This is a genomic window from Luteolibacter sp. Populi, from assembly GCF_040801775.1.
In the GTDB taxonomy this organism is placed as follows: Bacteria; Verrucomicrobiota; Verrucomicrobiia; order Verrucomicrobiales; family Akkermansiaceae; genus Haloferula.
This window is the reverse complement of record NZ_CP161812.1, coordinates 1,550,448-1,570,595: the sequence shown is the minus strand read 5'-3', so window position 1 is coordinate 1,570,595 and position 20,148 is coordinate 1,550,448. Positions and strand designations below refer to the sequence as shown.

Annotated in this window: 16 protein-coding genes; 9 read left to right on the top strand and 7 right to left on the bottom strand. The window is 62.9% G+C overall.

Annotation, left to right across the window (positions count from 1 at the left end; translation table 11 throughout):
- Positions 1 to 66 precede the first annotated feature (66 nt).
- Positions 67 to 2,208, top strand: coding sequence for a hypothetical protein (locus ABWK72_RS06145; protein ID WP_367873905.1), 2,142 nt, complete (start codon positions 67 to 69; stop codon positions 2,206 to 2,208).
- A 26-nt stretch (positions 2,209 to 2,234) separates the two neighbouring features.
- Here the strand turns inward: ABWK72_RS06145 and ABWK72_RS06140 are convergent, their stop codons facing one another.
- The 4 genes from ABWK72_RS06140 to ABWK72_RS06125 form a co-directional block, all read right to left on the bottom strand.
- Positions 2,235 to 3,179: a hypothetical protein gene (locus tag ABWK72_RS06140; protein ID WP_367873904.1), complete on the bottom strand. Its 945-nt coding sequence runs from the start codon at positions 3,177 to 3,179 to the stop codon at positions 2,235 to 2,237.
- 1 nt (position 3,180) lies between these two features.
- Complete coding sequence (locus ABWK72_RS06135; RefSeq protein WP_367873903.1) at positions 3,181 to 4,059, bottom strand: hypothetical protein; 879 nt, start codon at positions 4,057 to 4,059, stop codon at positions 3,181 to 3,183.
- Between the two features lie 2 nt (positions 4,060 to 4,061).
- Positions 4,062 to 7,082, bottom strand: coding sequence for a hypothetical protein (locus ABWK72_RS06130; protein WP_367873902.1), 3,021 nt, complete (start codon positions 7,080 to 7,082; stop codon positions 4,062 to 4,064).
- Between the two features lie 186 nt (positions 7,083 to 7,268).
- The gene (locus tag ABWK72_RS06125; protein ID WP_367873901.1) at positions 7,269 to 7,973 is read right to left on the bottom strand and encodes a zinc ribbon domain-containing protein; all 705 of its coding nucleotides are present in this window, start codon (positions 7,971 to 7,973) and stop codon (positions 7,269 to 7,271) included.
- A 209-nt stretch (positions 7,974 to 8,182) separates the two neighbouring features.
- On the opposite strand from ABWK72_RS06125, the gene ABWK72_RS06120 reads away from it, so the two are divergent.
- Positions 8,183 to 9,778 (top strand): hypothetical protein, encoded by a 1,596-nt coding sequence (locus ABWK72_RS06120; protein WP_367873900.1) that lies wholly within the window; start codon positions 8,183 to 8,185, stop codon positions 9,776 to 9,778.
- Between the two features lie 77 nt (positions 9,779 to 9,855).
- Here the strand turns inward: ABWK72_RS06120 and ABWK72_RS06115 are convergent, their stop codons facing one another.
- Both ABWK72_RS06115 and ABWK72_RS06110 read right to left on the bottom strand, forming a co-directional pair.
- Entirely contained in the window at positions 9,856 to 11,271 is a 1,416-nt protein-coding gene (locus ABWK72_RS06115) for a hypothetical protein (protein ID WP_367873899.1), read from the bottom strand.
- 1 nt (position 11,272) lies between these two features.
- Positions 11,273 to 11,812, bottom strand: coding sequence for a sigma-70 family RNA polymerase sigma factor (locus ABWK72_RS06110; RefSeq protein ID WP_367873898.1), 540 nt, complete (start codon positions 11,810 to 11,812; stop codon positions 11,273 to 11,275).
- A 204-nt stretch (positions 11,813 to 12,016) separates the two neighbouring features.
- Here ABWK72_RS06110 and ABWK72_RS06105 point away from each other — a divergent pair, with 204 nt between their 5' ends.
- The 3 genes from ABWK72_RS06105 to ABWK72_RS06095 all read left to right on the top strand — a co-directional run bounded on the left by ABWK72_RS06105 (position 12,017) and on the right by ABWK72_RS06095 (position 17,449).
- Positions 12,017 to 12,748 carry a hypothetical protein gene (locus ABWK72_RS06105; protein WP_367873897.1) on the top strand — a complete coding sequence of 244 codons (732 nt, stop codon included), beginning with the start codon at positions 12,017 to 12,019 and terminating at the stop codon, positions 12,746 to 12,748.
- A 25-nt stretch (positions 12,749 to 12,773) separates the two neighbouring features.
- Positions 12,774 to 15,764, top strand: a complete 2,991-nt coding sequence (locus ABWK72_RS06100; protein ID WP_367873896.1) for an Ig-like domain-containing protein — start codon at positions 12,774 to 12,776, stop codon at positions 15,762 to 15,764.
- A 92-nt stretch (positions 15,765 to 15,856) separates the two neighbouring features.
- Entirely contained in the window at positions 15,857 to 17,449 is a 1,593-nt protein-coding gene (locus ABWK72_RS06095; protein WP_367873895.1) for an esterase/lipase family protein, read from the top strand.
- On the opposite strand, the gene ABWK72_RS06090 is transcribed toward ABWK72_RS06095, so the two are convergent.
- On the bottom strand, positions 17,409 to 18,038 hold the full coding sequence (locus ABWK72_RS06090; protein ID WP_367873894.1) for a hypothetical protein: 630 nt from the start codon (positions 18,036 to 18,038) through the stop codon (positions 17,409 to 17,411). The two genes, ABWK72_RS06095 and ABWK72_RS06090, sit on opposite strands and share 41 nt — an antisense overlap.
- Before the next feature lie 87 nt (positions 18,039 to 18,125).
- Here ABWK72_RS06090 and thiD point away from each other — a divergent pair, with 87 nt between their 5' ends.
- Genes thiD through ABWK72_RS06070 form a run of 4 tightly spaced genes read left to right on the top strand, consistent with a single transcriptional unit; the run spans position 18,126 to position 20,053 of the window.
- Positions 18,126 to 18,932 carry a bifunctional hydroxymethylpyrimidine kinase/phosphomethylpyrimidine kinase gene (gene thiD, locus ABWK72_RS06085; protein WP_367873893.1) on the top strand — a complete coding sequence of 269 codons (807 nt, stop codon included), beginning with the start codon at positions 18,126 to 18,128 and terminating at the stop codon, positions 18,930 to 18,932.
- A complete protein-coding gene (locus ABWK72_RS06080) occupies positions 18,929 to 19,315 on the top strand; it encodes a hypothetical protein (RefSeq protein WP_367873892.1) in 387 nt (128 codons plus the stop codon). Before thiD ends, ABWK72_RS06080 begins: the two co-directional genes overlap by 4 nt.
- Before the next feature lie 34 nt (positions 19,316 to 19,349).
- Entirely contained in the window at positions 19,350 to 19,598 is a 249-nt protein-coding gene (locus tag ABWK72_RS06075) for an antitoxin (protein WP_367873891.1), read from the top strand.
- Positions 19,595 to 20,053, top strand: a complete 459-nt coding sequence (locus ABWK72_RS06070; RefSeq protein WP_367873890.1) for a PIN domain-containing protein — start codon at positions 19,595 to 19,597, stop codon at positions 20,051 to 20,053. Before ABWK72_RS06075 ends, ABWK72_RS06070 begins: the two co-directional genes overlap by 4 nt.
- Positions 20,054 to 20,148: the final 95 nt, after the last annotated feature.

The window sequence follows — 20,148 nt, the reverse complement described above, 5'->3', positions numbered from 1 at the left end:
ACGTCCCGCCCGCGCAAGCATCTCCGCCGAGGATTAGTTTCCTATGTCCTCGTCCTCACGTCGGCCTTGACCCTGACGCTATTGACGGTCGCCTCCTACCGGCGGGCGATGGAGGCGCACACGGTGCAGAAGGAGACCCAATTGCGCGTGGACTACACGGATAAGGAGGACGCGGTGCTGCGGGCGATGGTCAACATCACCCCGAACCGCGCGATCCGGGCGATGCAAAGCGGTTCGAACGGGAGTGGCGCTGCGCGCGATCCGCTGCGCTGGCAGAACATTTACTCGGATTCGGTGAATCAGGCGAATGCGCGGACCTCGGTGTCCTCGGCGCTGATGACCCAGATGGGTGCCGGCACCAACGGGATCGTGGCCAATGCCGGCGACAATGCGTTGGCGGATCTGGCGACCACCTTCGATGCGATCGAGCCGGAGCCCGGCTACATGTCCACGGGCATGAACCGCTCGCTGGGCGGCGGGTTCCCGGTGCCGCTGGAAGGCAGCGACGCCACGAGGGATCTCGACAAACTCTATCCGATCATCAGTTCCGCGAAGTCCTATGGGAGCCTCGCCTCCGGCCCCGGCGGGGTGTCGCTGCCGGTGACGGCTTACCCGCAGATGAATGTCAGCAAGTATCCGGACATCCGCTTCGGCTATTCCGCGCCGGGGGAGGACTTCGTGTGCAAGCGGAACTGGTGGGCCTTCAGCTTGCAGTTGGGTGAGGGCAACTCCTTGCTGAAAAGCTTCGCGGCAGATGGCGGGAGCGCCAACGAGCGGGACTTCATCCTCTCGATCTACGAAATCCCTTCGCAGCTTGCAGTCTCGGCGGAGGCGTTCGCCAGTCTCGGCTCGCACGCCGATGGCACGCCGTGGCAGGACGCCGATATCAGCGGCGGTATCTACACCACGCGGGTGAAAGTGGATGCCGGCATGCACCTCGAACGGCTCTCCGCCCGCCGCGGGCTGACGCTCGGCAGCGGGGTGACGGTGGGCCCCGATCCCTTGGGCGGCAATCCGCTTACTCCCGGCGTGCGCGAGCAATTCGAAGCGGACCACATCGGGACCTTCATGCCGGTGAGCCTGGGTTCCGAATCGAGCCGGGCGGCCTTCATCCCGATCAACCGCGGCGCGGATTTCTTCGACCGCTTTGCCCACTCCGACGAGGCCAACGTGCTCTCGCCCACGACTTGGAACAACTACTCGGTGGGTGCGCTGCAGTGCGCGATGCGCCTGGACGTGACCGGGGTGAGAAGCGGCACCGATCCGACGCCGACGATGCTGCGCTTCTCGTTCATGAACGGCACCACCCGGGTGAACGTGAACTTGCCGCAAACCTACCCCGCGCCGACGGCGCTGGAGTTGGGCTATAGCTTCGCCGCGGCCGAGAACTCGAGCTACAACTTCGGCACCCAGGTGGTGGACGTAGCCTACGGTGCCGGCAGCAAGTTCGTCTATCTGAGGGGGGTGACCGGCCCGATCGCCTTCAACAACGGGACCTTTGGCGACCCGAACGTAGGTGTCATCAAGACCGGCTACTGGCGGAGGGCGGCACCCTTCGAGGTGAGGAACCTGCGCGGCACCAAGCGCTCGATCTGCGTCTATCCGGAACGCATCCCGGGCTTCCTCGCCGCCGTGGGCGGCTCCAACGTCTCGCTCAACAATTCGCTGGCGGTGAACGTGGACTACACCAGCTCCGGCCTCAATAATCCGGTCGCCTTCAAGCCGAAGATCCCGTGCGGGGAAGGCGACTTCGACTATGGGGTGCTGCTGACGGAGTGCGGTAACCTCACCCCCTACACCAAGGGCTTTTCACTGGTCACGAACCTGCGGCTTTACATCGGGGATGACTTCAACGCGGTCCCGACCATGCCGCCATCAGGCTCGGGTCTGCCTTCGCCCTTCTATCCGCCGGCCTCGCTATTTGCACCGGAGAAGCGCTACGGCACCGACAACGACCCGAACAAGGTGAAGTTCACCGGCCAGTTGGGCCATCTCGGCGGGGATACGGGGTTGGATGATCAGAAGCCGGTCCACTTGCTCGACATCAAGATGGGCAGCGAGGTCGCTGCCACTGCCGATAAGATCAAAGTCAACCTGAAGCCCATCACCCATCCCGCGGAAATGCCGCCGATCACGATGATGAACTGGCTGGTGATGATCGAGGAGCGGCGCAAGGCCTTCTATAACGCGGACGGCACGGCGCGGTGAGGCCCGCGGGTTCGCCCGGGCGGGATCTATGACTTCGCCTTGCGTCTGGAGATTAGCAGGCCGACGCCGGCGGCAGCCAAGACCGCCAATGAGGCGATGAGCGGAAGCCGAGATGAGGCCGGTTCCGTGTGCGTCCTTTCTGGAGCCGAGGACGCATTTCCAGCCGGGCTTGGCGTGGGAGATTCTTCCGCATGAGGAATGTGTGGACGATCAGGAGATCGGGGTGCCTCTCCCGTTAGGCGATAGGTCTTGTCGTCTCCCTTGAACTTGAACTCCCGCGTTCCGGCTTTGACCTGGGCGTACCAGAGTTTCCAAGGTTCAATGTCGCTTTTGCCATACATTCTGGGGTCTTTCTGCAAGGGAGGTTTGTCAATCAGCCTCCCCAAGCTCCCTGCGGCCAGTAGGCTGTTGGCGGGTGTAGTCGAATAGTCTTGCCAAGGTTGCACCGGTGGCGGCTCATCGGCATCGTCTTCCAGATACTCTCCCAAGGCTCGCACCACCTCCGCACTGGGGAGGAGTCTGAAGGTCTCGAAAAGGTCGATCCGATCGAAATCATAGCGATCAATCTCTCCGCCTTTTGCTTTCGCCCCTGAGGATTTCACATGTTCCACGAAATATCCAGCATGTCCGGGCATCGCAAGCAGGGCTTCTTTTGCCTGCCGATGAACTTCCCAGCGTTCTTCCACTTGATAGATGCTTTGTCTTGAAGTCTTTCGAAGTATTTGACCGAGCTTCAACGCCGCAACCGAAGGATCTTCAGACTTCAATTTTTCAATCAGCAGCCGGGTGAGGGAAAGAGCTTCCCTTTGCACGTCCAATTCTTCGCGATCGGAAGAAGAAGGTTCGGGTGGGCCGTCTGCAAGCGACCGCGAAGCCACCAACAGTGCAATGAATATGGCGGCGGATCTCAATGCAGGGTGGGTTTCCGGCGTGGATAGATTCCGGCAGCGATCGGCCGGGATTCGCTTCATGCTATGGCTTCGCCTTGCGTTTCGAGATCAACAGGCCGACGCCTGCGGCAGCCAAAACCGCGAGCGAGAGGATGAGCGGAAGACCGGGAGGTCGAGGTACCGCGGGCTCCCCGTTTGTAGCCGGCGGCGTATTCTCGGCGGGGCTTGGTGGGGGAGATTCCGCTATAGGCGGGGTGGGTGGAGGCTCCGGAGATGCGCTTACCTCCCCCGCTAGACGATAGGTTTTGTCATCGCCCTTGAACTTGAACGTGCGGGTTCCGGCCTTGACTTGGGCATACCAGAGTTTCCATGTCTCGATGTCCGCTTTGCGATTGGCCAGCAGGTGTGCCTGAACCGGAGGATTTTCGATCAATGCGAGAAGGGTATCGGCGGCAAGCGTGCTGTTGGCGGGTGTGGTCGAATAGTCTTGATGGGGTTGCACGGGTGGCGGCTCATCGGTATCGTCTTCGAGATACTCTCCCAAGGCTTGCACCACCTCTACGCTGGGCAGGAGCTTGAAGGTTTGGAAAACCCGGCTCCGTTCGGTGTCGTGGGAGCCCACTCCTGCGGCTTTTGTCCGTGCCTTGGCTGCGGCCACATATTCCACGAAGTACCGGGCATGCCCGGGGATCGCCAGCAATGCTTCCTTTGCCTGTCGATGGACCTCCCAACGTTCCTCCACTTGATAGATGCTTTGTCTGGCAGTCTTCCGGAGTATTTCGCCAAGCTTCAACGCCGCGACAGACGGATCTTGGGACTTCAATTCTTCAATCAACAGCCGGACGAGGGAAAGAGATTCCCTTTGCGTGTCCAATTCCCTTTCGCTGGGAGATGGAAAAGAGCTTTGCGCGAAAGCGCAAGAGACTACCAACAACGGGATCAAAATAGAAATAGGTCTCATTACTAAGGCTGAATTTTCGAATCGACGAATTGCACCAACCAATCCTCTGCCTTGTCCCATTCGTCCTTCACGACGAGCTTCCCGTGATCCGGACGACGCACTCCACCGCCGCTGACCATGAGACGGTCGGAGTGCCGGGTCCCCGGTAGAGGAGCCTGTCCCCCTCCTTGATCGGGATGGCCCGCTCCGAATAAGACATGCCCGATTTCATGGGCAAACGTGTGCAACTGCTCGGCGGCGGGATCCCGGTTCAGGAATTCGTCGAAGGCATCCGTGTCGCCGTCAATGTAGACGACGTTTTGCGGTTCTCCTTTTGTGTAGCCGTAGTTCCCACCTTTTTGAAGGAGTCTTCCCTGATATTCCGAGACAAGGTTGATTTTTGCTCCGCCCATCAGATAGGCGTTGATCTCGCTGCCGGGGTCGTAAGCGCCGCCGCGGAGGATGGTCTCCTCCGATGATAAATTGTCGTCCCCCGTGCGGCATTGGAACTTCGCGTCTCCAGGAACAATATCGCCATCCGGAACCCCAAAATCCGCGCCCGTGGCCTTGTCCCAATCGATATCGACAAATGCCCCCGCCTGAGGAGGATTCATCACGACATCGAATGTCGCATTGATCTGAGGGCCATAAATTTTGTTCAAATAATTCTCCAGAGCTTCCTTTGTCGGGACCACATTCGGGGGATTGCGCGAAATGACATTTCCTCCTGCATCCTTCCGGATCGTGGCAATTTTGTGAACCGTAAGCCTCACCGTGCGCTTTTTCATGATTTTGAGGCCCACCGGTTTGCTGAGGGCCTCCTGCCCGGCGAGGGAGAACCTCACCGTGGTGTCCGAGGTATTCAGGTTGGCTGGCGCGGAGAGTTTAACGGTTTGCCGTTCTTCCCAGAGGGTCGGAGGAGTGAATGAGGTGTTTGGTGCCAGCAGATCGAGAGTGGTGCCCGCCTCGGTTTCGCTGCTTGACGATGCCGTTGAACAGAACACACAGGTATTTTCGCCGCCCGAGGGCACCATGATCCAGTGTTTCTGCGCGACTGCCGACCCCGGTTGGCTGGAGGTGATCGATACCGAATCGACGCCGGTGTTTTCTTCCACGTCTTCGATATGGATCGGAACTGCCAAGCCGTAGCGGTCATCCGGACCTTGGCCGCTGTAAACGAGGATGTTTCCGGCAGGGCTGGAGTCCCGGAGGTCGAAGCTTCTCGTCCAGTTCGAGGGGAGGCCGGGGGCCGCGCTTTCGAAGGGGAGGGTGTGCCCGTTCATCCAGATTTTGGGTGGGATGCTGTTCAGGATCGCCCAGCCTTGGCGGCTCATTTCGATGGCGTCTTTCAATTCCCCAGCACCCTTCCACGCCCCCCCTTGCGTCATTGCTGCTCCGGGAGGCCAGATGTAAGACGCCAAATATCCGCCCGAGGGCGTAACCGAGACCCTTCGCGATGCGTGGTCGGCAACCCAAGTGACTTGCCCGGATTTGAGCGTCAATTTACCTTCGTTGCTTGAGTCCAAACCCCAAAACACCGAATCGCTGATCAGATTGGTGGCGTAAGGCAATGCCGAGGATTTGGCGGGAGGCCCATTGTTCCCCTGCGGAAGCGTCCAGAGCCGATTGACAATCTCGCCCTTCTGCTCATATGGCTTTGGAGGGACCGGCGGATCGTTCAGAGGCTCAAGCCATGAGATCCATCTTTCCCCGCAGAAAAACCGGTCGCTGGCATCGAGCATCGTTCCGGGGTCGAGAAATCCATAGGAGAGAGAGTAGCTAGCAATCGGGTGGACTATTCCCATATTGCCCATATCGATTTCCACAATCCTCGGTTCGGCCCGGAAGTTGTCCCAATAGACAATTGAGCCGCTTTCTGCATATTCGTCATCGTCGAAGTCCACCCGTGCAGAGCCGAGAATCCGTCCCGATGCACCCATGGCGAATGCCTTCGCGTCCACGAGCCGAGGCCCAACCCGGATCAAGTTTTTGAAAGATCCGTATGACCAGACACCTGTTTTGAAAAGCACTTTACCATCGTCCGTAACATGCAGGGGAACCTTGTCCCCCGCTGGAAGTTCGGGAAGATCGACGAGATCGAAAACCGCATACCGTGCGGATGGACTACGTTCCCAATTCACCAGCATGTCCTCGCTCGAAGCATCTTCCGGATTGAGGATTCCGTCTTTGTCGAAGTCCTTCTGCTGGTCGTCCTCTTGCCCGTCTTGATCTACATCCGCGTTGAATGCGTCTCCAAGGTCGTGGTCGGGATGGCTGGGATCGGCGGCAGCTTCGTGTTCCATCCAGTCCGGGGTTCCATCTTCATCGGAGTCCACACCCCAGTCGGCGTGGATTCTTAAGAATCTCCGGCTGGTGGGGGAAACGGGTGCCGGGAAGGGTGCCAGACGGGCGCGATTTTCCATCTCCGTAACGGCGTCGTTCATATCCGCGAATCGCTCCTGAAGTTTGGCAAGCATGGCAGTGTCCCGGAAACCTAGCGGAGGATTCTGGGTCGGAGGGGAAATCGCCAAAGGCCGGTGCATGACGAAGAGCTGATATTCGTCATGCCTTTGGGCGAACAGGGGAACGCTAAGCCAGTTTGCATTCAGTTGCTCCGGAATGCGCGAGACGACCGCCACTCCGCTGTCGAGAGATCGCCACGAAACGACAGTCCCGCCGCTCCCATGGGAGGAGGGCTGCATGGTCAAGGAAACAAAGATCGACGAAACCGGTGGCCCCGGCTCCGGACTTTCCGTCGGCGGCGGAGGCATGAACTCCACAAGAGGTGCGGCAATTTCCTGTCCCAAGCCGTAGATTTCCATCTCAGGCAGCCATCCGACGAGATCGTTTGACACTTCGACCCGGTAATTGACTCCCGGAACGGTTCGAAATATGAGGCAGCGCTGGACGGAACCATCGACGGCCTGCATATCTTCCATCCAACGCTCAGGAACCAAGTCCCGCCCCTGCGCATGGCCAAGAGTCAGGTGCCAGATCAATGTTAGGCGTAAAAGCAACCGGATGCAGGAAGGGCAGGGCTTCATCTTCGGAGACAGGGTTCAATCCTCCGGCGCTTGTGGAGGCGCGATCGGCTAAATGCCTCTCGCCGGGTTTAGTTAGCAATGGCATGCCACCGTAACTAGAGGCAAGATCGGTTAGGCCGAGACCGCCTGCCACCCTATAAGGCGGGGGGATTTCCTGTCCATTCTAGAAGCGCAGGCTTCCCGGCATCAATCCTCGCCGTAGAGCAGGCGTCCGCAGCTCTCGCACTGCACGCCGTCCAAGCCTGAATTGACCCTCACCATGGTGGAGGTGACCAGCTTGATGTGGCAGCCGCTGCACTTGCCGCCGATGGCGGGGACGACGGCGATGCCGTTCTTGTTCTTGAGCAGGCGCTCGTAGAGGGGCAGTTGCTCTTCCGGAACCGCGGCGGCGAGGCGTTCGCGTTCGAGGCGCAGGTCGGCGGCTTCACCTTCGACGCGTTTGCGGCGCTCGGCGAGCATGGCCAATTCTTCATCGACCCGCTGTTTGGTCTTGGCCAGGGCCTGTTCGGCGGCGGCGAGCGCGGTGCGCAGGGCGTCGGCCTTCTCCATCAGCTCGAGTTCCTTGGTTTCCAAGAGGTCGACGTCCTTGTCGTAGCGGACGATCTCGTGGCCCAGGGCCTGATATTCGTCGTTCTTGCGGGTCTCGAATTGCTGGGTCTTGAGGCGCAGGATGGTGGTGCGGCGGGTGGCGGCATCCAGTTCGACCTTTTTGATGTCCACCTCGTTGGCCATCAGGGTATCGCGGGCGTTTTTGACCGCTGCCTGATCGCCTGCCAGACGCTCCTTGGCGCGGGTCTCGTCCTTGGGGATGCGCTCGAGATCCTCGATCATGCCGCGCAGGCGTTTGTCGCGGTCTTGGAGCAGGAGGAGGGCTTGGATGGCGGGCGACATGGGTTCTTGTTAGCGGCGGGGTTCCGGCGCTGCAAGCCCGGTGCGTTTTCACGGTCAAGGCAAGTTATTAACCGCGAATGGGCGCGAATGGGCGCGAATTCCGGAAAGTTCCGGGAGGGGGGCGGTCTCCGGATCGGGAAGCGATGAAATTTTCCCGGCGTATCCCGGGTTGCATTGCCGGAACCTTCCGCCAATGATCGGTGCCTCGCATGGATGACCGAAACACCGAGGCCGAAAAGCTGGCAATCCGTTGCCCTGGATGCGGGCAACGCTTCAAGGTCGGACAGGAGTTGCAGGACCGGATGGTCGAATGCGGGACCTGCGAGCATCGCTTCCGCGTGAACGAGGATGTGGTGATCCGCCAGAAGAAATTTTATCCCGGCGAGCGGCGCGACCGCGGGCTGGAGCAGTTCTCCCGGATTCCGAAGGGGGCCGGCTTGGACGCGAACTTCCAAACGGTCCAGTATGCCCAGGAGCCGCTGCATGTGCCGGTCGCGGGGGCCTCGCCGCTGCGGATGATGCTCGGTGCGGGGGCCGTGATCGCGGTGGCGCTGGTGCTGCTGTTGCTCGCCTTCGGCGGCCGGCCGGGTGGGGTGATCGACGGTGCCACGCAGGACAAGCGCCTGATGCTGGCCGGGTTCACCGCGGTGATCGCCTGGATCTTCCTGATGGCCGCCAATCCCGCGGCGCGGCTGAAGGCGACCTTCGGGGCGATCTTCTGCACCGCGCTGCTGATCGCCTTCCCCTTCCTTTTCACGGAGGGCAATCAACCGGTGGCCGAAACCGGCAAGCTCGTCGTCGTGCCGATCACCCACGCCGGCGAGGAAGGGAAGAAAGGTCCGGATTCCTTCGCCGAGCTGAAGCAGGAGATCCAATACGATCCTTTGGAAAAGGAGATCCTCCGCTATGCGAGTGATCCGGCGATGGCGGGCCGCAGTGCCGCGGGGCTGTGGCTGCGCGGCTTGGAAGGCTTCCGCCGCCGCCAGATCGAGGACTACATCATGCGCTCCACCGGTGCGGACCCGAGTTCGCACATGTATCCGCGGAATCCCGATTACCTGATGGTCGTTTCCGGGATCTCCGGCGATCTCGGGGAATTGGCACGGCTCTGCGAGCGCTTCGGCGAAGTGAAACGCGTCATCGACGAACTGCGGGTGATCGAGGTCGAGGTCGATAACTCCAGCTTCGACGCGGGCGATCTGAACAAGCTGTCGGACCGCGCCAATCCCGCCTTCTACGAGTTGAACCGCCGCGAGATCGAGAGCATCGATCTGGAGCGCGCGCGGAGCGGCATCGGGCGGCTCGCCGACGTGGAGCCGAAGCTTTATCGCAAGGACATCGTCGCCCGCATGAAGCAATTGCTAAAGGAAGGTGATGTGGCGATGCAGGATCAGATCTGCCGGGCGCTGATGGTCTGGGCGGAGCCCGGGGATGGCACGGAAGTGGCCGTGCGGGCCGCTGCGGCAAAACTTTCTCCCCAAGCCGGCGAGGTGCCCGACAGCATGATGAAATTCCTGGCACTCCGGAAGGACCTCGAAGCGATCCCGCTGGCGGATGCGCTATGGGTGGCGGACCACAACCGCTGGGAAGAGGTTTATGGCAGCTTCGGCCCCGCCATCGAGGAACGGGTGATCAGTCATTTCGAGGGTTCCCCGCCCTCGATGAGGCGCTCCGCGACGCGGCTGCTCGGGCGGGTCGGCTCGGCCGCCAGCATCCCGGTATTGGAAGCCGCGCGCAGCGGGGCGGATGCCGAGCTGTCGGTCTTTATCGAGCGCTCGCTGACGGCGATCAAAGGGAGACGCTGATGCGCTTCGCGCTTAATCACTAATCTTCCAATCATCAATCGGTCTGCCGCGCGGGAAGAAGCTCGGGCATGCGGAGTTCAAGGCGGCGGCAGATCCTTCGCGGCGGGTGATTCCGTTGGAGCACCGAAGACATCGAACTCGCGCCAGACGAAGGCGTGGCCGACCGAGCCGGGGACGCGGCCGGCGGTGATCTTGATGGCCTCGATGCCTTGGGCGAGACGGCCGTTCTTGCCGGTCACCGTGACCTTGGACGCGCCGCCGCCGGTTAGAGGCTGGGCATTGAGCGGTCCGTAGGCTTCGGCGACCAGGCGCTTCCAATCGCCGCCGACCGGCTTGACCTCCATGGTCCAAGCCTGGTTACCGAAGCCGACATTCTCCCAGTCCGCGATCGAGCGGATCATGGTGATGTTGTAGCCATTGCCATTCGGGCCGCTGCCGAGCTGGTATTCCGCGGTCGCCCCCACGGTGGTCCAGGCACCCTGCACCTTGTCGCCGGGAATTTGTTCGAAGGCCGCGCCATGAATCCCATCGGTGAGTTCCAGCGGACCGGCGTCGTTGTCGCGGTTCCAGCCGCTGGTCACGGGCAGGATGCCGGTCAGCAGGTCGTCCGCGCTGGCTTCGGCGGCGTAGGCTTCCCGCAGCATGCTGTTTTCGCGGCTGACGATGACGTTCGACTCCGGCTCGACGCCGGGCAGGCTGGTGAAGAAGCGGTCGCGTTGTGCAGGGATCTCCTGCCACCCGCCATTGTCGGCGGCGGCTTGTGCGGTGCCGGCTTCCACCCACTTGCTGAATTTCCGACCGTGGCGGTTCGTCACCTCGATCTTGCCATCGAAGACGTGGACCTCCGAGAGGAAGGCGGGATCGGAGACGATGCCGAATTCCGCGCCAACCTCGTTCAGCACCAAGTCCGGGGTGCTGACGGTGAAGCCCGCGGCCTGCGCCGGTACCTGGAACCAAGCCGTGCCGCGCTCCATCTGGAGCAGGTCCTTGCTGAAGAGCGTGAGGTCCGCCGGGCCGCGCACGATACCGCGCACGCCGGAGGTGAAACGCAGCTCCATCGTGCCGGGGCCGATCTCGAGCCGGGAGCCCGGTTCGAGATAAGGTCCCTGGAGCGGTTGCCGCGTGGAGAACTCCCGGGTCACGCTGATGTCCGTGCCGGGGCTGGTGGCGAAGCTCAGCGGCGGGCGCCGGGAGTTATTCCACGCGAGGATCCCGGCGACTGCGGAGAGAATGAGTACTGCCGCCGCGGCCAGGAGCCCGCGCCGCGGGAAGCGCAGGAGGCGGGAAGCCGGAGGCGCAGGGATGACGGGTAGCGCGACTGGCGGCTTGGCGCGGAAGCTCAGGGAATGGTGCAGGAGCAGGTAGTCGCGATAGCATTCCCGTGCCTCCGGATCGGCCCGCAACTTCTGCTGCAGTGCGTGCAGGTCCGCCTCCTCCAAGCTGCCGTCGAAGAATGCCTGAAGCTGTGTTTCCAGTTCCCTGCGGTTCATCATGTCAGGAGGAGTGGAGGCTGGCGATGGCGAGTTCGGAGGCGATGCATTTCCGCAGCGCGGCGCGGATGCGGAAGAGGCTGACGCGGAGGGATTCCACCGGCCGCCCGGATTGCGCGGCGAATCCTTGGAGACCGGTGTCCGCATGATAGCGGTGCTCGATCAGGCCGCGTTCGGGCTCACCCAAGCGGCCCAGGCATTTCTCTAGCGCGCGGAGCCGGTCATCGAGCTCGTCCGGCGCGGTCTCGCACTCCGCAGCCAGCATGTCGAGCAGGTCATCCTCGAAGGCGCGGAAGCCGAGACGCGCGATCTTTCGGCGGTGGGCCATCGTCTTGAAGCGGGCGATGGTGCAGGCCCAGGCGCGGAAGTCGGTGCCGGTCTCGTAGGTCCCGCGCTTTTGCCAGAGGACCATGTTGGTCTCCTGCAGCACGTCGTCCACACCATCCAAGCCCGGCATCAGCGAGATGATAAAGGCATGCAGGCACGCCTGGTGGCGAGCGATCAGGCAGACCAGTTCGGCTTCTCGGGTGTCCTCTGGCTCCATTCGGGTTCTCGGCTGTTTAGGGATTTCCGGGGATGGGCGAACGTTAGCAGGATTTTTCGGAAATTTCAGGCATGCCCGTGATCCTGTTCAGCAGGAATGCAGATTCCCCGCGAATTCTGCTAACGCCGCGGGAGAAGAGGGAATCACCGCATGTTCCGGATTTTCTCGCCGGGATGTGCCAGTCGTCACCGACACCTCCTACCCATGAAACAACCCAAGTCCCTGTCTTTGCAATCCGGCCGCGTTGCGCTGGCCGCTCTCGTCCTGGCCGCTGTGCCGGCACAGGCCACGGTCACCCTGCTGAATGACTTCACCGCCACCACTGCGGAAGTCAACGATGGCAACGAACTGGCCTACCAGGCCAATGTCAGCAGCTCCGATCTGCTCAATGGCAAGATCCCCGTTACGACCGGCTGGAACATCACCAACGGTGCCAGTCCGAACGAGATGACCGACGGCAGCCACGGCCAGAGCTTCGCGGCGGCGGGCAATCAGGTCGATGGCGGCTGGACCACCTCGGGTGCCACGGCGACCTATACGCTCGGCGGCGGGACGAACGGGCTGGGCTACGACCTCATCTCGATCCAGACGATCGCGTCGTGGACCAATGTCGGATTCGGCAACCAGGCCTGGACCATCGCGGTGCGACCGGTCGGCGGCAGCTTCACGGACCTGGCGGCGATCAATTACCAGCCGCTCGGCGGGGCGGCGGGGGGCTCGACCATGGTCAGCCTGAGCAACCTGAGCGTGACCGGCGTGGACGCGATCCGCTTCACCGCGAACACGGTGAACGGCGGTGCCAATGCCGGAGCCTTCGTGACCCGCGAGATCGATGTGAGCGGCAGCTCGACCGTGCCGGAGCCGGGCTCGGTGCTGTTAGGCGCGTGTGGTGCGGCCTTGCTGGTCCTGCGCCGGCGCCCGGCCACGGCGGGCTGAAGAATTCGATCCCAAGCGATATTTCATGAAGCGATTTTCGATTCCATGGCGCTGGACGGTGCCGCTGGCGGTGGCATGGCTGGCGGGGACTGCCGGGCTCGGTGCAGCACCCCTGGTCGCAGAGAGGGTCGGCGGCCCTAACAATCCGTCCACGACGACGGATGAGCTCAGCTTCGCCGCGGACGTAAGCTCCACCGACCTCCTGGCCGGGATCAGTGGCAGTGGCGGGGTCTGGAATCTGAACGGCTCGAGCCCGGACGGCCTGAACGATGGTAATCCGGGCGGCGATGCGGACAGCGCCGGTCTGGGGGCGCTCAGCGGTGCTGCCTGGGCGAAGGACGGCAGCAATGTGTCTTTCCGGGAATTCGTGCTGGGAGCGGGCCCGGGCGGGCTGGGCTACGACCTCACCGGGATCCAATCGATCGCGGCCTGGCAGGGGGCCGGTTTCGCCAACCAGCGCTATGAGGTGCGGGTGCGCCTGCTGGGGCAGGCGAGTTTCCAGACCCAGGCGCTGGTGACGGTGAACTACCAGCCCTTTTCCGCGACGACCACGGAAGGCGGCTCGACCCGGGTCCGCGTCACGGATAGCACGGGCATCCTGGCCACGGGGGTGGATGCCATCCGCTTCGACGTGCTGGACACCACGGGCAATTCCGCGGGCGGCACGGTCTTCCGCGAGATCGATGTTTCCGGAACCGCCACCGCGGGTACTACGGATATCGTAGCACCGGTGGTGAGCGCCTGCACACCGGAGGACAATGCGGGCCTGGTGCCTGCGGGGGTCAACCTGACGGCCGTCTTCCACGAGCCGGTCGTGACCGGCTCCGGTAGCATCACGCTCAAGAATACCGATACCCAGCAGCAGACGGTGATCGCGCTGCCGGACCCGCGGGTCAGCCTGGCCGGGCGGACGCTGACGATCCGGGCCGGCGCGCTGCTCGCGCCAGCCAGCCATTACGTCGTGCGTCTTGGCGCGGGGGTGGTGAGCGACAGCAGCGGGAATGCCTTCGCGGGCACGGCGGACGATACGGTCTGGAACTTCGCCACGGCGGCTCCCGGCGCGCAGGAATTCTCGCCGGTTGAGATGAACTTCGCCACGGAGGCGAGCGCCAGCGATCTGCTGCAGGGCATCACGCCGCTGACGAGCGGCTGGAATACCAGCAATGGCGCGAGCCCCGTCGAGCTCTCGGACGGCATCCACGGCCGGAACTTCGCTACAGCGGCCAACACGGTGGACGGGGCCTGGACCACGGTGGGCGCGATTGCGGAGTATCAGCTCGGTGCCGGGTCGAATGGCTCGGGCTATGATATCTTCTCGATCCAATCGATCGCCGCTTGGGTCAATGTCGCCTTCGGCAACCAGGCATGGAAGGTCGAGGCGAAGCCGGTGGGCGGGAGCTATGCGGACCTGGCGACAGTGAACTACCAGCCGCTGAGCGGGAGCGGTTCCACGCGGGTGGTAATGAGCGGGCCCGGCCCGCTGCTGGCGAGCGGGGTGGAGGCGCTGCGCTTCACCGCGAACCCGGTAAATGGCGGAGCGAATGCCGGGGCCTTCGTCTGGCGGGAGCTGGATGTCTTCGGCGAGCCGGCCGGCGTGGCGGTGGATAATGGCACGCCGCCCGCGATCTTGAGCCTCAGCCCGGCGGACGGGGCCACGGGCGTCCCGCCCGGCACCGCGCTGGTGGCGAATTTCGATGAGAGCATCACCGCCGGCGGCGGCTCGATCCGCATCCGCAATCTGGATACCGCGCAGGAGACGGTGATCCCGGTGGGCGATCCGCGGGTCGCTCTGGCCGGGAACAAGCTCACCATCAGCCCTGCGCCCAAGCTCGCGCCGCTGACCCGCTACGCGCTGCGCATCGATGCCGGGGCGGTACAGGATCACTTCGCGCATGCTTTCGCGGGAATCTCGGATGACAGCACGTGGAATTTCACCACCGGCCGGACCCCGCTGCGGATCATGCCGATGGGTGACTCGATCACCGCGGGCTACACGGACAATCCGGTGTGGAACGAGCCCTACGCGTATGGCTACCGCAGCGGCCTCTACAATCGCCTGCATGCGGCGGGCTATGACTCGATCTTCGTGGGGCAGTCCAGCGAGTTGCTGAACCATACGGCGGGCACGCCGCCGGCGAGTCTGGCGGCCCTTGGGCAGAATGCGCACAATGGCTACGGCGGGCAGACCGCCAGCTTCTTGAACCAGAACATCCTGAACTGGCTGGCCGTGGACAATCCGGATGTGATCCTGCTCAAAATCGGCACGAATTCCCAGGACAGCAATGGCCTGAACGCGCTGGTCCAGACGATCACCACCACCAGGCCGGAGTGCCACGTCATCGTGGCGGAGATCATGCCCAAGTACAACTACGAGCAAGGCATCGTGAACTACAATGCTTGGATCCGCCAGACCCTGGTACCCACGTTCCAAGCGCAGGGCAAGAAGGTCACGCGGGTGGACCAGTATGCGCCCTTCCTGACCAATCCGGCGAACCTGGCCTCGATCAACCAAGCGCTCTTCTCGAACGGGATCAACCATCCGGACAACGACGGCTATGACAGGATGGCGGAGGTTTGGTTCGAGGGGATCGAGGCGCTGGGCCTGAACTCGCTGAGCTACGGGGAATGGATCGCGGACCCCGCCTACGGCATCGCGCAGACGGACCGCGGGCTGCTGGCGGACCCGGATGGGGACGGGCTGGCGAATGCGGTGGAGGCTTATCTCGGCACGGACCCGGGACACTTCAGCCCCGGTCTGGTGAACCTCTCGGGGAGCGGCGCGGGTTTCAGCTTCAGCCACTCCCTGAATGCCCGGACGATCGCCGGCCTAACAGGGACCTACGAGTGGTCGCCCGATCTGGCCGCTTGGTATGAAGCGGATGGCGTGGCCGGCCCGGCAGGCGGGCTCAAGGTGACCTGCACGCCGACTCCCGGTGCGGCCGGCGTGGCGGTGCAGGCCGTGGCCAGCGAGCCGGTGAAGCGCGTCTTCCTGCGGCTCTCGGTCGGCTCGCCCTGAGACACCGGCTTAAGAATAGCGGGGAGCGGACCTGATCGGGGGTCACACGATTGCCATTGCCCTGCCAGGCTTCCCACGATGCGATGGCGGGCATGAATTTGCTTCGCGTGTCCGGCTTGGCGGCGGTGCTGGTGCTGACCCAGTGCGGCACGCCCTCGGCACCGCAATGCCGCGCGATCCCGCGGGGATCGCGGGGGGACACCTCGGTGATGTTGGAGGATGCGCGGCGATCCTGGCAGGCGCTGTCAGATTCGCCCGATCCGGCGGCGCTGGCGGCCTACAACGGTGCGGTGGCGAAGCTCTTCGACCATCTCCACTGCGGTCCCGGGACCATCCATGCGAAGGCCGCGGCACTGGGCACGACGATTGACGAATCGCGCTCGCTGGGCGCGGGGATTCATCTGGCGGATCTCGACGCGCTGCTGCCGGCATCGGCCATTTCGACCGCCGCGATCGGCACCCGCCACGTGGCTGGCGGCATCGGCGTACCGGTGGTCGGTTGGAAGAAGACTGCGGAGGAAGGCAAGCCACGCTGGGAATTCGAGCCGCCCACCGGGGTGCCGCTCAATCTCACGGCGGTCTTGAGATTTCCGGCGGGCAGATCCCCGGAATGGGTTTTTTCCTATCCCGGCAAGGCGAAGGAAGAGCCGCGCGGGGCCCGCAAGATCCCGCTGGCCGCGGATTGGTCCGCACCGTCCGCGCTCTACTGGAGCATGAGCAACCTCGACGACTTCGATCTGGAGAAGGTCTTCCTGCCGAGCCGCTTCAGTGATGAGACGGCGCTCTACGTTTCCTCTCCCTACGATCCGAAACGGATCCCGGTGGTGATGGTGCATGGCCTGAACTCCAGCCCCGGTGCCTTCAAGCGGCTCTACAACGAGCTCAACCGCGAGCCATGGTTCCGCGACAACTACCAGGTCTGGTTCTACAGTTACCCGACCGGGAACAACTGGCTCTACAGTGCCGCGCTTTTCCGCCTGGCGATGACGAAGGCCGACCGCTTCGCCCGCAAGAGCGGTCCGACCGACAAGTGGGAGAAGATGGTGGTGATCGGCCATTCGATGGGCGGGGTGATCTCGCATGCCTCGCTGATGAAGCCGGGCGACGCGCTCTATCGCGCCTTCCAGGATCGGCCGCTCGATCAGGTCACGACGAACAAGAACCTGCGCGAGGCGGTACGCCTGCTGACGATGTATGAGCCGCTCAAGCCGCCCGACCGGGTGATTTTCATGGCTGCGCCGCACCGCGGTTCGCCGATGGCGGACCGCTTCTTCTCCACCTGGATCAGGAACCTGATCCGGCTGCCGAAGACCATGACGGTGAACCTGATCGACTTCACCTTGAACGATCTGGGCAGCTTGACGACCAGCGGGCAGAGTTCTTCCAAGGGCTGGTTTACCAGCGTCGGCTCGCTATCGCCCGGCTATCCCGCTTACAAGGCGATGGACAGGCAGCCCTTTCGCGATGGCCTGAAGGTTCACTCGGTGATCGGCGACCGGGGCAGGGGAGATACGCCGGATAGTTCGGACGGCATCGTGCCCTACTGGTCCTCCCATCTTAATGGAGTGGAGAGCGAATGCATCGTTCCCGCGGGGCACAGCGTGCAGAATTGCCCCGCAGCGGAGGTGGAGGTGAAACGGATCCTCAAGAAGCACTTGGCCGCAGCGCCGCGCACCACGCCTTGACCCCCGGACGGGTGAAGAAGTAGATCACCAGCGCGGGATAGGTGCAGGAGATGAGCGGCGAGGCGACGCCGCTGACCGACATCATCGTGTCCATGATGGAGGCCATCTGCCCGCCCATGCCGGCGGGCATTCCGCTGGACTCGAATACGCCGCGCATCATGGCCTTGGTGGCAGGGACGACTACCAACACGCCCACGATGGCGGAGATAATCTTCGAGGCGATCGAAATCCAAGCGTAGAGGATGGACCATTTCACGCCGTCCGGATCGGACCGGATGAGCTTGAGGCCGGCGACCAGCATCAGCCCGGCCAGCACCAGGACCATGACCCCGGTGCCAAGGTTGACCCACTTGAGGTCGGCTTGGAGTTTCATCTGGAGCTCATAACTCGGATCCTTGGGCGAGACGAAAAGATGGGCGAGGAAGGGCGAGAACAGACTGTAGAGACCCCAGAACAAGCCCATCGCCGCGAAGATGAGGTGCATGACGCCGAAGACCTTGACCGCACCGGGCTCGAAGGTGCCGGGTCCCGGCGCCGGAGGGAAAGGCGGCGGCCCGCCGGAAGCCGGAAGGGGAGGGGTGCTGTCCATGCCCTCATGCCAGCCTTCCCCGGTCCGGCTGTCGATGCCGGATTGCTTTGCACTTTGCTTGGGTCGGCGGGTCTTTCAGAATGCGGCATGCCTCTCTCTCCCCCGGTCGTGCTGACCATCGCCGGTTCCGATTGCTCCGGCGGCGCGGGCTTGCAAGCGGATCTGAAGACTTTCCAGTACTTCGGAGTGTACGGGCTGACGGCGGTGACCTGTGTGGTGGCGGAGACGCCGGTGATCGTCCGCTCGGTCCACGCGGTGCCGCCGGCCATCTTGCAGGACCAGTTGCGGGTGCTGCTGGAGGCCTTTCCGGTGGCGGCGATCAAGACCGGCATGCTGTTTTCCAAGGCGCACATCGTCGCCGTGACCGAGATCCTTTCCGGGTACCCTGGCATCCCGCTGGTGATCGATCCGGTGATGATCGCCTCGACCGGTGATCCTTTGTTAGAGGAGAACGCGATCGCCGCTTACAAGGAGCGGCTGTTTCCGCTGGCGACGATCATCACCCCGAACCTCGATGAGGCGGAGGTGCTGTGGGGGGGGGCGGTGCGCGATGAGCCGGCGATGGAGCGTGCGGCGGCGGAACTCTCCGCGCGGCACGGTTGCGCCGTGTTGCTCAAGGGTGGCCATCTCGGTCTGCCTGAATGCGGTGATCTGCTGTGGGACGACGGGCTGCCCGAGTGGCTGCGCGCGCCGCGGATCGAAGGCGCGGCCTCGCACGGCACCGGTTGCACGCTGTCCGCGGCGATCGCCGCCTTGCTCGCGCAAGGGCAGGATCTTCACGAGGCGGTAGCGGGTGCGAAGGAGTATCTGGGGGAGACGCTGCGGCACTCCTTGGCCTGGGGCGGGATCGCGGCCCTGAATCAAGGGACCCTGCGCGCCGGCGAGTTGTCATGATCGCTTACTTCGCTCGCCTGAGCATTCCGAAGCTGGTGTTATGGTGCTACCTCGCGTGGTACCTGGCGATCGTGCCGTTCTATTTCGAGCCCTCGCTGGTGTTGTGGCTCTCGGCTCTTGGAATCGCGGGATTGATCGGCTGCGGCCTGGTTTTCGCGACCATGGCTCCCGGGCAAAAGCAGGAGCGGTGGACGAAGATCCGGCTCTTCCTCTTTCCCTTCTGTGTGTCCAGCTACTCGGCGCTGATCAAGGGTAAGGGCTTTTTCCTGTTGTTCCCCACGGAGGCTAGGCCCTTGTTGGCAGGGGTGGGGGCATGTGTGGGGGTGGTGTGTTTGAGGTGGGTGTGCCGTGGGATTGGAGGGAAAGAGAAGGCCGCGGGTTGACTTGCGATCTACCATTTGGTATATACCTTTTGGAATGAGCACTCCCGCGAAGGTTTTTATGAATGGCCGCAGCCAAGCCATCCGGCTGCCAAAGGAGTTCCGCGTCAGTGGATCAGAGGTTCAGATCACCCGGGTGCCGGGTGGTCTGTTCATCACCGAACAAGATCCTTGGGAGGCTTTCCAGGAGGCGTGCCGAGCGCTGCCAGGTGATTTTTTCGAGGCCATGGAAAGCCGTGACCGGACGACCCCGCAAGTTCGCGACTTCACGGGAGGAGCGGGATGAACTACCTGCTCGACACCGACACATTCATTCTTCTTTTGCGAGGGACGGGTATCGAGAAGCCTCGGACGGATCGGGAGGCCGCTCTGAAAGCAGTTGCTTCCAAGATCCTGAAACGATGCAAGGAGGAGCAACGTCGGCAACACCGGATCGCGCTCTCCGCGATCTCGGTTGCCGAATTGGAGTACGGTGCCCGGAAGAGCGGGCGCTACGAGACCCATCGGATGACGTTTACGCAGGCTCTCTTGCCTTTCGAGACTTTGGCCTTCGATCCGGTGGATTGCGTGCACCACTACGGTGTCGTGCGGGATTCCCTTGAAGCAAAGGGGCTTCCCATCGGACCGCTAGACACTCTTATCGCGGCCCATGCGATCGCCTTCGGGGCGACCTTGGTGACGAACAACGTGAAAGAGTTCAATCGGGTGAGCGGACTCACCGTCGAAAATTGGTCAAAGTAAGTCGGCCGGGGAGATCACTGTGGGAAGGCGGCCCGTGCTTGATTATCAGGGCCGTTTAAGAGACCATGCAGGGCGCAGGCGGGGGATGGATATGG

What these genes read in the sequence shown, in the direction of transcription:
- ABWK72_RS06140 (WP_367873904.1), bottom strand. Translation starts at nt 3,179, where the DNA reads ATGAAGCGAATCCCGGCCGATCGCTGCCGGAATCTATCCACGCCGGAA.
- ABWK72_RS06135 (WP_367873903.1), bottom strand. Translation starts at nt 4,059, where the DNA reads ATGAGACCTATTTCTATTTTGATCCCGTTGTTGGTAGTCTCTTGCGCT.
- ABWK72_RS06130 (WP_367873902.1), bottom strand. Translation starts at nt 7,082, where the DNA reads ATGAAGCCCTGCCCTTCCTGCATCCGGTTGCTTTTACGCCTAACATTG.
- ABWK72_RS06125 (WP_367873901.1), bottom strand. Translation starts at nt 7,973, where the DNA reads ATGTCGCCCGCCATCCAAGCCCTCCTCCTGCTCCAAGACCGCGACAAA.
- ABWK72_RS06120 (WP_367873900.1), top strand. Translation starts at nt 8,183, where the DNA reads ATGGATGACCGAAACACCGAGGCCGAAAAGCTGGCAATCCGTTGCCCT.
- ABWK72_RS06115 (WP_367873899.1), bottom strand. Translation starts at nt 11,271, where the DNA reads ATGATGAACCGCAGGGAACTGGAAACACAGCTTCAGGCATTCTTCGAC.
- ABWK72_RS06110 (WP_367873898.1), bottom strand. Translation starts at nt 11,812, where the DNA reads ATGGAGCCAGAGGACACCCGAGAAGCCGAACTGGTCTGCCTGATCGCT.
- ABWK72_RS06105 (WP_367873897.1), top strand. Translation starts at nt 12,017, where the DNA reads ATGAAACAACCCAAGTCCCTGTCTTTGCAATCCGGCCGCGTTGCGCTG.
- ABWK72_RS06100 (WP_367873896.1), top strand. Translation starts at nt 12,774, where the DNA reads ATGAAGCGATTTTCGATTCCATGGCGCTGGACGGTGCCGCTGGCGGTG.
- ABWK72_RS06095 (WP_367873895.1), top strand. Translation starts at nt 15,857, where the DNA reads ATGAATTTGCTTCGCGTGTCCGGCTTGGCGGCGGTGCTGGTGCTGACC.
- ABWK72_RS06090 (WP_367873894.1), bottom strand. Translation starts at nt 18,038, where the DNA reads ATGGACAGCACCCCTCCCCTTCCGGCTTCCGGCGGGCCGCCGCCTTTC.
- thiD (WP_367873893.1), top strand. Translation starts at nt 18,126, where the DNA reads ATGCCTCTCTCTCCCCCGGTCGTGCTGACCATCGCCGGTTCCGATTGC.
- ABWK72_RS06080 (WP_367873892.1), top strand. Translation starts at nt 18,929, where the DNA reads ATGATCGCTTACTTCGCTCGCCTGAGCATTCCGAAGCTGGTGTTATGG.
- ABWK72_RS06075 (WP_367873891.1), top strand. Translation starts at nt 19,350, where the DNA reads ATGAGCACTCCCGCGAAGGTTTTTATGAATGGCCGCAGCCAAGCCATC.
- ABWK72_RS06070 (WP_367873890.1), top strand. Translation starts at nt 19,595, where the DNA reads ATGAACTACCTGCTCGACACCGACACATTCATTCTTCTTTTGCGAGGG.